This window comes from Micromonospora sp. CNZ297 (assembly GCF_007827625.1).
In genome coordinates this window covers 84,546-98,830 of sequence record NZ_VISU01000001.1, presented here as the reverse complement: position 1 = coordinate 98,830, position 14,285 = coordinate 84,546, and the positions used below count along the sequence as shown (strand labels likewise).

Annotated in this window: 9 protein-coding genes; 8 read left to right on the top strand and 1 reads right to left on the bottom strand. The window is 75.9% G+C overall.

Going from position 1 to position 14,285, the window contains the following annotated elements:
* Positions 1–48: 48 nt before the first annotated feature.
* The 6 genes from FB454_RS00440 to FB454_RS00415 are packed head-to-tail and all read left to right on the top strand — an operon-like array spanning position 49 to position 11,476.
* On the top strand, positions 49–3,732 hold the full coding sequence (locus tag FB454_RS00440) for a DUF4132 domain-containing protein (RefSeq protein ID WP_013286605.1): 3,684 nt from the start codon (positions 49–51) through the stop codon (positions 3,730–3,732).
* Complete coding sequence (locus FB454_RS00435; protein ID WP_013286604.1) at positions 3,729–4,832, top strand: ATP-binding protein; 1,104 nt, start codon at positions 3,729–3,731, stop codon at positions 4,830–4,832. The genes FB454_RS00440 and FB454_RS00435 overlap by 4 nt, the downstream gene beginning before the upstream one ends.
* Positions 4,829–7,213 (top strand): DUF5682 family protein, encoded by a 2,385-nt coding sequence (locus tag FB454_RS00430; protein ID WP_013286603.1) that lies wholly within the window; start codon positions 4,829–4,831, stop codon positions 7,211–7,213. Before FB454_RS00435 ends, FB454_RS00430 begins: the two co-directional genes overlap by 4 nt.
* On the top strand, positions 7,210–8,322 hold the full coding sequence (locus tag FB454_RS00425) for a VWA domain-containing protein (protein WP_013286602.1): 1,113 nt from the start codon (positions 7,210–7,212) through the stop codon (positions 8,320–8,322). Before FB454_RS00430 ends, FB454_RS00425 begins: the two co-directional genes overlap by 4 nt.
* Before the next feature lie 9 nt (positions 8,323–8,331).
* A complete protein-coding gene (locus FB454_RS00420; RefSeq protein WP_013286601.1) occupies positions 8,332–10,461 on the top strand; it encodes a hypothetical protein in 2,130 nt (709 codons plus the stop codon).
* A 34-nt stretch (positions 10,462–10,495) separates the two neighbouring features.
* The gene (locus FB454_RS00415; RefSeq protein ID WP_013286600.1) at positions 10,496–11,476 is read left to right on the top strand and encodes a DNA polymerase domain-containing protein; all 981 of its coding nucleotides are present in this window, start codon (positions 10,496–10,498) and stop codon (positions 11,474–11,476) included.
* Positions 11,477–11,481: 5 nt separating this feature from the next.
* Here FB454_RS00415 and FB454_RS00410 read toward each other — a convergent pair whose 3' ends face one another.
* On the bottom strand, positions 11,482–11,988 hold the full coding sequence (locus FB454_RS00410) for an Lrp/AsnC family transcriptional regulator (protein ID WP_013286599.1): 507 nt from the start codon (positions 11,986–11,988) through the stop codon (positions 11,482–11,484).
* Positions 11,989–12,060: 72 nt separating this feature from the next.
* On the opposite strand from FB454_RS00410, the gene pdhA reads away from it, so the two are divergent.
* Together pdhA and FB454_RS00400 are read left to right on the top strand one after the other, a co-directional pair.
* The gene (gene pdhA, locus FB454_RS00405; protein ID WP_041799261.1) at positions 12,061–13,260 is read left to right on the top strand and encodes a pyruvate dehydrogenase (acetyl-transferring) E1 component subunit alpha; all 1,200 of its coding nucleotides are present in this window, start codon (positions 12,061–12,063) and stop codon (positions 13,258–13,260) included.
* A complete protein-coding gene (locus FB454_RS00400) occupies positions 13,260–14,264 on the top strand; it encodes an alpha-ketoacid dehydrogenase subunit beta (RefSeq protein WP_013286597.1) in 1,005 nt (334 codons plus the stop codon). The genes pdhA and FB454_RS00400 overlap by 1 nt, the downstream gene beginning before the upstream one ends.
* Positions 14,265–14,285 lie beyond the last annotated feature (21 nt).

Genomic DNA, 14,285 nt, shown 5'->3' with positions numbered 1-14,285 from the left:
TGGGGCCGGTTATGGTCCCCGCACACTGCGGGCGATCAAGGAGACGGTGTGCGCAGATTCGAGTTCGTGGGCGGCGGTTCGGCCAAGTTCTGGGAGGTCGGGCAGAGCGACGCGACGGTGACGGTCCGCTATGGATCGATCGGCGCGCAGGGCCGCACCCAGGTCAAGGAACTGGGTTCGCCGGCCGAGGCCGCCGCGCACGCCGACCGGCTGATCGCGGAGAAACTGCGCAAGGGGTACGCCGAGACGACAGCCGCGCCCTCCGCCGGGCACACCGGAACGCCCGCCGTCGAGCCGGCTGCGCCGAGCCGCGACCCGGAAACGGCCGGTACCGATCCGGCCGCCGCCGGTTCGGCCGGTAGCGTCCCGGCCGGGGCGCCGTCGGCCACATCGCAAGCCGGCGAGCTGCCGGACGAGGACGCGTTCGAGGTTCCGGCCGCCTGGCGGCGGATGCTGGTCCCGCGCCGGGGCGGCACACCCGGCCCGGGCCTGCCGAGCGCCGCGAAGGGCCGCGCCGCCGGCCGCAAGGTGCTGGACTCGGTGGCCGCACCGGTCGCCGCCACCGCACGGGCCACCGACGATCCGGAGCTGGGTCCGGCGCTGCGCGGCTACCTCGACGGCCAGCCCGGTCCGCTGGGCGGGGCCGCGCTGGTGGCGGCAGTGGCCGTGGCGCTCGGCTATCACGCGCGCGACCAGCAGGGGGTGGCGCTCGCCGACCTGCTGGCCGCCGATCTCGGCCCGGTCGGCGCGGCGGTCGCCGCGACCGAGCAGATCACCGTGGCGGCCACCGGGTCGGCGTCTCCGCTTTCGCTGGGCCGCGCCGAGGTGAACAAGGCGCACAACTACGGCCACTGGCGCCTGCGCCAGGGGGTGCTACGCCGGGTCCGCGCGCATCTCTCCGCCGCTGGCGACGACGACTACGCCGCGGCCCGCGCCGCGCTGGTCCCGTACCGGTCCGGTCCGCTGGCGGCGCGGGTGGTCACCTCGTTCCTGCTGCCGACCGAGCGGGAGTGGGTGGCCCAGGACGTCGCCGACGTGGCGCGCGAGGGGGGTCCGTTGCTCGCGGAACTGCTGCTCGGCGCAGTCGACGACGTGGACGCGATCCACACCCTCGCCGGGCACCTGCAGGTCTACCGGCTGATGTACGACCAGGCGCCGATCGTCACCGCCACCGCGGCGGTCGGGCCGCCGATCGCGCCGGTGCTGGCCGGGTGGTTCGACGACGAACACGTCGGCGCGGACGCGCGGCAGCGGCTGGTGTCACTGCTGGCCGCCCTGCCCGGTGACGAGCCGATGGCGGCGCTGCTCGACCGGCTGGACCGTAAGTACGTCCCGCCCGCCATGACGGAGATGCTGCGCCGCTTCCCGGTGCGCGGCGTGCGCCTGGTGTCCGCGGCCGCCGAGGGGCGCAGCCCGGCCGCGCGGGAGGCCGCCACCCTGTTGCGCGCGCACGTGCTGGCCAACCCGGCCGCCGTCGAGGCGGCGCTGCCGATGCTTGATCCGGCGCGGCGGGAACGGGTCGAGCGGATCCGCGACGACGCGTCCGCGTTGCCGGTCGCCGCGCCGGACCGGCTGCCGCCGGTGCTGGTGACGCCGCCCTGGACGGTCCGGCGCCCACGAGCCGACCCGCCTGTGGTGGGCGGGTTGAACCGGCCCACCGGGTCCGCGACGGCCTGGCTGCCGGGGGAGCGGGAGCGGTGGGCCGCGATCGTGCCCGGCTGGTCCGGCTGGTGGCGGGGCGACGACCTGAGCGTGTTGGCCGCCGAGGTCGCCGCCGGGCGGGCCGGATCGTACGAGGCGATCCACTTCTTCGTCCGGGCCACCGAGGAGCTGGCCCGGCCGCTGCTGCCGTCCTGGCGGCCCGACGAGTCCTGGGGAGCCGACGAGTGGATGTCCCGCCTCGCCGGCCGGTACGAGCTGGACGCGCTGCCCGCCGCCCTGCACCTGGCCCGCACCGCGCCGAAGAGCGTCGGCGAGGTGCTGCTGCCGTACACCGACGGTGAGGTCGCCGACCTGATGGCCGACTGGCTCGACCGGCTCAAGACGGGCCGCCCGGTCGCCCGCGCCTGGCTGCGGCGGCACCCGGAGTACGCCGTGCGGGCGCTGCTGCCTGCGGCCCTGGGCGAGCCCGGCCCGCGTCGCCGGGCCGCCGAGCGGGCGCTGCGGCTGGTCGCCGCGGAGCACCGTGGTGTGCTCCTCGGTGTGGCCCGGGAGCACGGCGAGGAGGCGCTCGCCGCCGCGACGGCGATGCTCGACGCGGACCCGCTGGCCCAGCTCCCGGCCCGGATGCCGAGCCTGCCGGCGTGGCTGGACCCGGCGGTGCTGCCGCAGGTGCTGCTGCGGGACCGCTCCGCCGCGCTGCCTGCCGACGCGGTCCGTCACCTCTGCACCATGCTCGCCATCTCCCCGCCCGGCGAGCCGTACCCGGGGGTGGAGGTCGTCCGCGCGGCGTGCGACACCGACTCCCTGGCGGAGTTCGCCTGGGCGCTGTTCGAGAGCTGGCAGAGCGCCGGTGCGCCCTCGAAGGACGGCTGGGCGTTCACCGCGCTGGGGCTGCTCGGCGACGACTCGACCGCGCGGCGGCTCGCGCCGCTGGTGCGGGCCTGGCCGGGCGAGAGCCAGCACACCCGGGCGGTGACCGGCCTGGAGGTGCTGGCGCAGATCGGCACCGACGTGGCGCTGATGCACCTCTACGGCATCTCGCAGAAGGTGAAGTTCCGGGGCCTGCGGGAACAGGCGGCGCGCAAGGTGACCGAGGTCGCCGACGGGCTGGGCCTGACGCCCGAGCAGCTCGGCGACCGCCTGGTGCCCGACCTCGGGCTGGACGCCGACGGCAGCCTCGTCCTCGACTACGGGCCGCGCCGGTTCACAGTCGGCTTCGACGAGCAGCTCAAGCCGTACGTGGTGGACGGCTCCGGCGCCCGCCGCAAGGACCTGCCCAAGCCCGGCGCCCGGGACGACGCCACGCTGGCGCCCGCCGCGCACAAGCGCTTCGCCGGCCTGAAGAAGGACGTGCGCACGCTCGCCGCCGACCAGATCCGCCGCTTCGAGGCGGCCATGGTGACCGGGCGGCGCTGGCCGGCCGCCGACTTCCGCCGCTACTTCCTGTCCCACCCGCTGCTCTGGCACGTCGTCCGCCGGCTGGTCTGGGCCACTGTGGACGACGCCGGTCAGGTGGTCACCGCGTTCCGGGTCGCCGAGGACCGCACGCTCGCCGACGTCGACGACGAGACGTACACGCTGCCGGACGACGCCACTGTGACCATCGCGCACCCGCTGAGCCTCGGCGCGGCGGTGCCGGCCTGGGCGGAGGTGTTCGCCGACTACGAGATCCTCCAGCCGTTCCCGCAGCTCGGCCGCGAGGTGTACCGGCTGGACGCGGCCGAGCGCGCGGAGACGCTGCTGCGGCGGCACGCGGGTGTCACGGTCCCGGCCGGGCGGCTGCTCAGCCTGGAACGGCGGGGCTGGCGGCGCGGCATGCCGCAGGACGCCGGCATCCAGAGCTGGCTGGAGCGCGAGGCCCCCGGCGGCCGGGCCGTGGTGATCGACCTCGACCCCGGCATCGCGGTCGGGGTGGTGGACATGTTCCCGGACCAGAAGATCGAGGCGATCTGGGTGAACGACGTGCCGCGCGGCGACTGGTTCCAGCGCGGCGGCAAGGTCCGCCTCGGCGACCTCGACGACGTCACCCTCTCCGAGGTGCTGCGCGACCTGGCGGAGGTGACCCGGTGACCGCGCTCGATCCGGCCGCCGAGCGGGCCCAGCGTCCCCCGGCCGAGGTGCGGTACGCCGACGAGCTGGCCGCGCTGGCCGCCGACGACAGCGACCCGCGCCCGCCGGGCTGGCGGCTGAGCCTGCGCGCCGCCCGCCGGTTCATCCTCGGCGACCCGGCCGCCGGGGTCCGGCGCAAGTTCGTCGGCGACCCGTCGCTCATCGACCGGGCGCTTGTGGCGCTGGCGACCAGCCGCGGCCTGATGCTCGTCGGCGAACCCGGCACCGCCAAGTCGCTGCTGTCGGAGCTGCTCGCCGCCGCTGTCAGCGGCGACTCCACGCTGACCATCCAGGGCGGCGCGGCCACCACCGAGGACCAGATCCGCTACTCGTGGAACTACGCGCTGCTGGTCGCCGACGGCCCGTCGCCGCGCGCGCTGGTGCCGGCGCCGCTGCTGCGCGGCATGGCCGAGGGACGGGTGGTCCGCTTCGAGGAGATCACCCGCTGCCCGCTGGAGGTGCAGGACTGCCTGCTCTCCCCGCTGTCGGACCGGGTGCTCGCCGTTCCGGAGCTGCCGGGCACCGACGCCATGGTGTTCGCCCGCGAGGGCTTCAACGTGATCGCCACCGCGAACACCCGGGACCGGGGCGTCAACGAGATGAGCGCCGCCCTCAAGCGGCGGTTCAACTTCGAGACCGTCTTCCCGATCCCCGACCTCGGCACCGAGCTGGAACTGGTCGAGGCCGAGGCGGGCGAATTGCTGCGCCGCTCCGGCGTGACCGCGCCGCCCCGGCGGGACCTGCTGGAGGTGCTGGTCACCACGTTCCGGGAGCTGCGGACCGGCATCACCGAACGCGGCGACGCGATGGAGCGGCTGTCGGCGGTGATGAGCACCGCGGAGGCGGTGTCGGTGGCGCACGCGGTCGGGCTGCGCGGCTGGTTCCTGCGCGGCGAGTCCGGCGACGCCGCCGACCTGGTCGCCTGCCTGGCCGGCACCGCCGCGAAGGACGACGCGGAGGACCTGGCCCGGCTGCGGCGCTACCTGGAGCAGCAGGTGTCCCGCCGCTCCGGCGCGCAGTGGCGGGCGGTGCACGACGCCCGGCACCTGCTGCCCGGGTGAGCGCCACCGAGGCGCCCGGCGGCGTCACGTTCCTCGGCGTCCGGCACCACAGCCCGGCCTGCGCCCGGCTGGTCGCGGCCACGGTGGCGCGGCTGCGCCCGGCGTACGTGCTGGTGGAGGGGCCGGCGGACCTGAACGGGCGGATGGACGAGCTGCTGGGAGACCACGAGCTGCCGATCGCCGTGTTCACCGCGCACCGCGACGGCACCCGGCGGCACGCCTCCTGGAGCCCGTTCTGCGCGTACTCGCCGGAGTGGGTGGCGCTGACCGCCGGGCGGGAGGTGGGCGCGCAGCTGCGCTTCATCGACCTGCCCGCGTGGCATCCCGCGCTGTCCGACCGCGCCAACCGGTACGCCGACGCCGACCAGCGGTACGCCGAGGCGGTGCGCCGGCTGTGCGCCACGCTCGCCGTGGACAACGTGGACGCGCTCTGGGACCACCTGTTCGAGATCGGCCCGGACGACGGGCTGGCCGAGCGCCTGGACACGTACTTCGACGTGCTGCGGGGCGAGTCGGCCGCCGGGGCTGACGACACCGCCCGGGAGGCGTACATGGCCCGCTGGGTACGCGCCGCCCGCCGCCGGGCCGCCGGCCGCCCGGTGCTGGTGGTGACCGGCGGCTTCCACCGTCCCGCCCTGGTCCGGCTGACCGTCGGCCCGGACGGCGCCGATCGGCACGGCACCGGCCCTTACGGCACCGGCCCTTACGGCACCGGCCCTTACGGCACGGGCCCGGACGGCACCGGACCGGAGGAGGACGACTGGCCGGAGGTGCCCGCCCCGGCTCCGGACGCGGTGGCGGGCAGCTACCTCGTGCCGTACTCGTTCCGGCGCCTGGACGCGTTCGTCGGCTACCAGTCCGGGATGCCGTCACCGGCGTACTACCAGCGGGTCTGGGAGGACGGCCCGCGCCGGGCCGCGGAGGCGCTCACCGAGGCGGTGGCGGCCCGGCTGCGTGCCCGGCGGCAGCCCGTCTCCACCGCCGACCTGATCGCCGCCCGGAGCATGGCCGGCGGCCTGGCCCGGCTGCGCGGCCACGCCCACCCGGGCCGGGTCGACGTGCTCGACGGGCTGGTGTCCGCACTGGTCACCGACGCGCTCGACCAGCCGCTGCCGTGGGCGACCCGGGGCATGCTGGCACCAGGTGCCCACCCGGTGGTGGTGGAGATGGTGGCCGCGCTCAGCGGCGACCGGGTGGGCCGCCTGCACCCGGACACGCCGCTGCCGCCGCTCGTGCACGACGTCGACGCCGAGCTGGAACGCCACCGGATCGATCCGCACGAGGCGGCCGAGCTGGACCTGACAGTCGCCGGCGACCTGGCCCGCAGCCGCCTGCTGCACCGGCTGCGGCTGCTCGACGTACCCGGTCACGTCCGGGAACGCGGCCCCCGGGTGGGCGCGGACGCGCTGCTCACCGAACGCTGGTCGCCCGCGCCGTCGGCGGACCGGCTCGCCCGGGTGATCGAGGCGGGCGGGTACGGGCCGACCGTGCTGGACGCCGTCACCGCCCGGATCGAGGAGCGGGTGACGCTGCTCGGCGCGGACGTCGACGCGCTCGCCACGACGCTGTTCGACACTGCGCTGGCCGGGCTGCCCGAGCACTCCACCCGGACGCTCACCGCGATCGCCCGTGCCACCGGCGCGGTCACCGACCTGCGGGCGCTGGGCCGGGCGCTCGCAGTGGCGCTGGCGCTGTGGCGGCACGACGGGCTGCTCGGCAGCGCCGGGACCGCCCCGCTGGGCGCGTTGATCACCGCCGCCGTACGCCGGGCGCTCTGGCTCGTCGAGGGCGTGCGCGCCACGGCCGCGGCGGCCGACCCGGGCCGGCTCACCGCGCTCGTCGCGGTCCGGGACGCGGTTCGCCACGCCGGCCCGGCGCTGGGGCTCGACCGGGACGGCGCGCTGGCAGTGGCCGGGCGGGTGGCGGCCGACCCGGCGGCCCCGCCGGACCTGCGCGGCGCGGCGCTGGGTCTGGCCTGGTCGCTGGGGGACGTGCCGGACGCGGCCCGCGCGGTCCGGGCCGTGGCCGCGCCGGACACGCTCGGCGACTGGCTGTCCGGGCTGTTCGCGCTGGCCCGGGAGGAGGTGGTCAGCGGCGACGCGGCGCTGCTCACAGTGGTGGACGAACTGCTCGCCGCGATGGGCGCGCACGACTTCCTGGTGGCGCTGCCCGCGCTGCGGCAGGCGTTCGGCTGGTTCCCGCCCCGCGAGCGGGCGGAGGTGGCCCGGCACGTGCAGGCGCTGCACGGCGGCGACGCGCCGCCCGGTGACCTGCTGCGGCTGGACGCCGACCCGCTGCTGGTGGCCGCCGCCCGCGCGGTGGAGGAGCGGGTCGACGCGGTGCTGACCCGGGAAGGGCTGTGGGAGGGGGACCGGACGTGACCGACCCGATGCGGGAACGCTGGCGGCTGGTACTCGGCGACGCCGCGCAGGACAGCCTGGGCGGCCTGTCTGCCGAGGCGGCCGGCCGGGACGCCGCGCTGGACTGGCTCTACGGCAGGGACGCGGAACTCGGCCGCCGCGACGTGCGGCGCGGCGGATCCGGTCCCTCCGCGCTGACCACAGTGGACTGGCTGGACGGGATCACCCGGCTGTTCCCGAAGGAGACGGTGCAGCGGCTGGAACGCGACGCGGTCGAGCGGTACGGCATCCACGAGGTCGTCACCGACCCGGCGGTGCTGGCCCGGGTCGAGCCGAACCCGGCGCTGCTGCGCGCGGTGCTACGCACCAAGCACCTGATGGACCCGCAGGTGCTGCGGCTGGCCCGCAAGCTGGTCGAGGCGGTGGTGCGGCAACTGGTCGAGCGGCTGGCAGGGGAGGTGCGGCAGTCGTTCTCCGGGCCCCGGGCGCGTCGCCCCAGCCGGTTCCGGCAGGCCCGCAACTTCGACGTACGCCGCACCATCCGGGCGAACCTGGCGCACTGGCGGCCGGACGAGCGCCGGCTGCACGTCCGGCAGCCGCACTTCTTCTCCCGTACCCGCCGCCACCTGGACCGCTGGCAGGTGATCCTGCTGGTGGACCAGTCCGGCTCGATGCTCGGCTCGGTGATCCATGCCGCGGTTACCGCCGCCTGCCTGTGGGGGCTGCCCGGCGTGCGGACCCACCTGGTCGCGTTCGACACCGACGTGGTCGACCTGACCTCCGACGTGGACGACCCGGTGGAGCTGCTGATGAAGGTGCAGCTCGGCGGCGGTACCGACATCGCCCGCGCGGTCGCGTACGGCGCGCAGCTCGTGGAGAACCCGCGCCGGTCGATCGTCGCGCTGGTGTCCGACTTCTACGAGGGCGGCGACGCCGGACGTCTGGTCCGGTCGGTGAAGCAACTCGTGGAGCAGGGCACGCACGTGCTCGCGCTCGCCGCGCTGGACGAGGAGGCCGACCCGGCGTACGACCGGGCCACCGCCCAGCGGCTGGCCGACGTGGGCGCGGCGGTCGGCGCGATGACGCCGGGCGAGCTGGCCGCGTTCGTGGCCGAGCACGTGGGCCGGTAGGGGGACCGGATGATCCGTGACGACCTGATCGCGCTCACCCCGGACGTGCTGGCCGCGCTGAGCAACAGGGGCCTGGTGAAGCGCGCCACGAAGGAGGTCGACGCCGGTGAGCGGCCCGCGCTCACCGAGGACGCCGACGGCGCGGTGCGTGCCGCGTACCCGGACGGGGTGGCTGTGACGCTGCCCGTGGGCGGCGGTCTCGCGGCCGGGATCTGCTCCTGCCCGGCGCCCGGCGTGTGCCGGCACCTGCTCGCCGTCGTGCTGACCTACCAGCGCACGCACGCCGACGCCCCGGACCGCGAGGCCACGCCGGACGGGGAGGCCGCCCCGGACACGGATGCCGCGCCGGGCCTGCACGCCGATCCAGGCGGGCAGGCTCCGGGCCCCGGCGCGTCGCGGGACCAGGAGGCTGCGCCGGGCAATGCGGCCGGGCCGGGCCGGGTCGCGGCGCCGGGCCGGGAGGGCGCCGCAGCCGGGAGTGAGCCGTGGCGGTGGTCGCCGGGCGACGTCACCGACGAGGAACTGGCCGCCGCGATCGGCGCGCCGGCGCTCACCGCCGCGCGACGACGGTTGCGGCGCGGCTACGCCGCTGTGGTCCACCGGCCGGACACCGCCGACCCGGTCCCGCGCGTGGAGCTGCCCACCGGCACGGTCCGCTTCCTGGTGCCCCGCCAGATCGGGTACGCGCGCGGCGACGCGGCCGACGACGGCGGTGAGGCGATCGCGCTCGCCGTGTGGGCGTGCCGGGCGGCCGACCGGGAACACCCGGACCGTCAGGAGGCGCAGGTACGCGTCGGCGGAACCGCCACCGTCACGGAGCGTCCGGCCCTGGACGCGGCGGTCGCGCTGGCCGCCGACGTGCTGCTGACCGGGGCCGCGCACCTGGGCTCCGGCGTGGACGCCCGGCTGGCGGCGACCCGGCGTGACCTCGACGCGGCCGGTCTGCGCTGGCCGCTGCTCGCCGTCGAGGACCTGGCCGGGCAACTGGAGGCGTACGCGGCGCGCGGCGCCCGGTACCGGCCGGAGACGTTCGCCGACCTGCTCGCCGAGTTGCCCGCGCGGCGACGCGCGGTGGTGAACGCCGGCGCCACCCCGGTGGAGCGTGTCCTCGGCACCCACGAGCCGGCGGAGACGCCGCTGCGGCGGGTACGGCTGACCGGCCTCGGTGCCCGGGTCCGGTGCAGTGGAGGCGAAGTGGGCGTGGACGTGGTGCTCGCCCACCCGGCGGCCGTCTCGGTGCTGGTGCTGCGCCGCGCCTACCCGGTCACCGACGACGGCCCGCCCACCGGGCACGAGCTGGCCGGGCGGCGCGTCACCGGCACCACGCTCGGCGCGCTCGCCACCGGCAACGTGGTCTCCGAGTCGGCGGTGCGCAGCGCCGCGCACCGGCTCCGGATCGCCGCCGGCCGGCTGGCCCGCACCACGGTCACGCCCGGCGCGGGGGAGTGGTCCGGCCTGCCGCCCGGCCTGCTCGCCCGCGACCCGGACGCGCTCGCCGCCGAGCTGGCCGGGCGGCCACCCCGGCTGCTGCGCCCCCGCACCGCCGCCGAGTCGGTGCGGGTGCTCGCGCTCGGCGAGGTGCGCGCCATCGGGTACGCGGCCGGCGAGCAGCGCCTGCACGCCACGGTGACCGGGGCCGACGGCGGCACGGCGACCGTCACCGCCACCCACCACGCCGCCGCCCCTGGTGCACTCGACGCGCTCGCGGCGGCGCTGGACGGCACACAAGGGCCGCCGCGTTACGTCAGCGGAACGGTCCGCCGCGGCGCCGACGGGCTCGTCGTCGAGCCGCTGGCGGTGGTCGCCGACGCGGTGGTCGTACCCGATCTGGCACCTGGGGTGGGCGACGGCCGGCTGACCGGCGCGGTCGACGCCCGGCCCGACCCGGTCGCCGTGGCGCTCGGTACGGCGTCGGCGCTGCTCGCCCAGGCCGCGCACACCGGCCTGCGGCACCTGCCGGTGGGCTTCCCCGACCGGCTGCGCGCGACGGCCGCCGCGCTCGGCGGAGTCGGCCTGGACCGCTGCGGCGCGGCCCTGTCCGGCCTGGCCGGGACGCTCGGCGCCGACCCCGGCGAACCGGCGGTACGGGCCTGGGTGGACGCCTGGATCCGGCTGTCGGTGACGGCGGAGTCCCGGTGAGCCGGTCCCCACGGCCGGGCCGGATCGCTACGGTGTGACGGTGGCGACCACGGCGGCGCAGGAGATCCAGGTGGGGGAGCGGCTGGTCCGCGTCTCCAGCCCCGACAAGCCCTACTTCCCGGAGCGCGGGCTGACCAAGCTGGACGTGATCAGCTACTTCCTGTCCGTCGGCGACGGCATCCTGCGCGCGCTGCGGGACCGGCCGACCATGCTGGAACGCTGGCCGCGCGGCGTGTTCGAGGGCGCGAAGGTCGCCACCCGGCAGACCAACAAGGGCGACGCGTTCTACCAGAAGCGGCTCCCGGCCGGTGCGCCCGACTGGGTCCGCACCGCGCACATCACGTTCCCCAGTGGGCGTACGGCCGACGAGGTCGCCCCGAGCGAGCTGGCGGTGGTGATCTGGGCGGCCAACCTGGGCACGCTGCGGTTCCACCCGTGGCCGGTGTCGAAGGACGACGTGGAACACCCCGACCAGCTGCGCATCGACCTCGACCCGATGCCGGGCGTGGACTTCGCGCAGGTGGTGCCGGTGGCGCACGAGGTGCGCGCGTACCTCACCGAGCTGGGCCTGGAGGGCTTCCCGAAGACCACCGGCGGGCGCGGCATCCACGTCTACGTCTCGATCGAGCCGCGCTGGAGCTTCGGCGAGTGCCGGCGAGCGGTCCTGGCGCTGGGCCGGGAGATGCAGCGCCGCCTGCCCGACCTGGTCACCACCACCTGGTGGCGCGACCAGCGGGACCGGCCGGTCTTCGTCGACTACAACCAGATGGCCCGTGACCACACCATGACGTCGGCGTACTCGATCCGGCCGACGCCCGCGGCGCTGGTCTCGGCACCGCTGGAGTGGTCCGAGCTGGACGACGCCCGCCCGGAGGACTTCGACGTGCTCAGCATGCCCGAGCGGTTCGCCGAGCTTGGCGACCCGCACGCCGGGCTGGACGGGCGGCGGTACTCGCTGGAACCGCTGCTGGAGCGGGCCGACGCGGAAGGGCTGGAGTCGCCGCCGGAACGCTGAGGCGGTCAGTCCCAGGGGCTCTGCGTGCCGTCGAACTCCTCGAACACCAGCCAGGTACGCGTGGACAGCACCCCGGCGATGCTCTGCACCCGGTCCAGCACCACGTCCCGCAACGTCGCGTTGTCCGGCGCCCGGACCAGCGCGAGGACGTCGTGCTCGCCGCTGAGCAGCGCCGCGTGCTCGATGTAGCGCACCCGGGCCAGCTCGGCGGAGACCTCCCGCCAGGTGTTCTGCTCGATGGTGAGCGCGATGTACGCCGACGTGCCCAGCCCGGCCGGCTCCGGCGCGACCCGCGCCGTGAACCCGGTCAGCACCCCGTCGCGCAGCAGCCGCTCCACCCGGGCGTACGCGTTGGTGCGGGAGACGTGCACCCGTTCGGCGAGCGTACGGATGGACGTCCGGGCGTCGCGGACCAGCTCGCGCAGGATCCGCCGATCCACCTCGTCGAGCGGCCCGGCCGAACGTCCCGTTCCGCCCGCCGCGCCCGGTGTGGCGCCGGTCTCCTGGCTCACCTCAGCCGCCCTCCTGTGCCATTCGTCCCGCGTTCATCCCGGATGTTGAGTCAATCATCCACGACCGGGAGCATAGGGCCACCACACGTCCAGGAGGTCCCCGCCGTGACGACCACACCCCAGGCGGTCCGCAGGGCATCCCCGCGCACCCGCCGGAAGTCCACCCCGGCCGCACCCGACCCGTCGGCCGACTTCATGCCGCAGCGGGAACCGGTCCGGCTGCTCGAACCCGACGGGACTCCGCTGCCGGCCCGCGACGACTACCCGGAGCCGCCGGTCGAGACGCTGCGCGAGATGTACCGGCGGATGGTCGTCGGCCGCCGCTTCGACGTGCAGGCCACCGCGCTCACCAAGCAGGGCCGCCTCGCCGTCTACCCGTCCGCCCGCGGCCAGGAGGCGTGCCAGATCGGCGGCGTCCTCGCGCTGCGCGACACCGACTGGGTGTTCCCCACCTACCGCGAGTCGATGGCACTGACCGCGCGCGGCCTCGACCCGGTCGAGGTGCTCACGCTGCTGCGCGGCGACTGGCACTGCGGGTACGACCCCGCCGCCACCCACACCGCGCCGCAGTGCACCCCGCTCGCCACCCAGTGCGTACACGCCGCCGGGCTGGCCTACGGCGAGTCGTACCAGGGGCGTGACACAGTGGCGCTGGCATTCATCGGCGACGGCGCCACCAGCGAGGGCGACTTCCACGAGGGCATCAACTTCGCCGCCGTGTTCAAGGCGCCCGTCGTCTACCTGGTGCAGAACAACAAGTACGCGATCAGCGTGCCGCTGTCCCGGCAGACCGCCGCGCCGAGCCTCGCCTACAAGGGCGTCGGCTACGGCGTACCCAGCGAGCAGGTCGACGGCAACGACCCGGTGGCCGTCCTGGCGGTGCTGGAGCGCGCGGTGGCGCACGCCCGCGCCGGCAAGGGCCCCTACCTGGTCGAGGCCCACACGTACCGGATGGAACCGCACACCAACGCCGACGACCAGACCCGCTACCGCGACGCCGACGAGGTCGAGGCGTGGCGCGACCGCGACCCGATCGCCCGGCTCGAGGCGTACCTGCGGGCCAGGGGCGCCCTCGACGACGCCGCCGTCGCGGCCATCGCGGCGGAGGCCGAGGAGTACGCCGCCGCGCTGCGCCGCCGGATGGACTCCCAGCCGACAGCGGACCCGCTGAGCCTGTTCGACCACGTGTACGCCGAGCCGACGCCGCAACTCGCCGAGCAGCGCGAGATGGTCCGGGCCGAGCTGGCCGCCGACGCGGAGGGGGACGCCTGATGGCCACCATGACCATGGCGAAGGCGCTCAACGCCGCGCTCGCCGACGCGATGCTCGACGACGACCGCGTGCTCGTCTTCGGTGAGGACGTCGGCCAGCTCGGCGGCGTCTTCCGGATCACCGACGGGTTGCAGGCCCGCTTCGGCGACAAGCGCTGCTTCGACACCCCGCTCGCCGAGGCCGGCATCGTCGGGTTCGCCGTCGGCCTCGCCATGTCCGGGCTGCGGCCGGTCGTCGAGATGCAGTTCGACGCGTTCGCGTACCCGGCGTTCGAGCAGATCGCCTCGCACGTGGCGAAGCTGCGCAACCGCACCCGCGGCGCGCTGAGCGTGCCGATCGTCATCCGGGTGCCGTACGCCGGCGGCATCGGCGGCGTGGAGCACCACTGCGACTCGTCCGAGGCGTACTACGCGCACACCCCCGGCCTGAAGGTGGTCACCCCCGCCACAGTGGACGACGCGTACTCACTGCTGCGCGCCGCCATCGACGACCCCGACCCGGTGGTGTTCCTGGAGCCCAAGAAGCTCTACTTCACCAGCGCCGAGGCGGAGCTTCCGGCCCGTACCGCGCCGATCGGCAGCGCCGTGGTGCGCCGCCCCGGCACCGACGCGACGCTGATCGCGTACGGCCCGGCCGTGCCTGTCGCGCTCGCCGCCGCCGAGGCCGCCCGAGAGGAGGGCTGGGACCTGGAGGTCGTCGACGTCCGCAGCATCGTGCCGTTCGACGACGCCACCGTCACCGCCTCGGTCCGCCGTACCGGCCGGTGCGTGGTGATCCAGGAGGCGCAGGGCTTCGCCGGTGTCGGCGCGGAGATCGCCGCGCGGGTGCAGGAGCGTTGCTTCCACGCCCTGCACGCCCCGGTGCTGCGTGTGTCCGGCCTGGACATCCCGTACCCGGCGCCGATGCTGGAGCACACCCACCTGCCCTCGGTCGACCGGGTGCTGGACACCGTGGCCCGGCTCCAGTGGGACGACCAGCCCGACACAAGGTGGGTGGCGGCATGACCGAACGCACCGAGCGGAGCG

Coding starts and splice junctions, on each gene's coding strand:
- FB454_RS00420 (WP_013286601.1), top strand. CDS start 8,332: ATGATCCGTGACGACCTGATCGCGCTCACCCCGGACGTGCTGGCCGCG.
- FB454_RS00400 (WP_013286597.1), top strand. CDS start 13,260: ATGGCCACCATGACCATGGCGAAGGCGCTCAACGCCGCGCTCGCCGAC.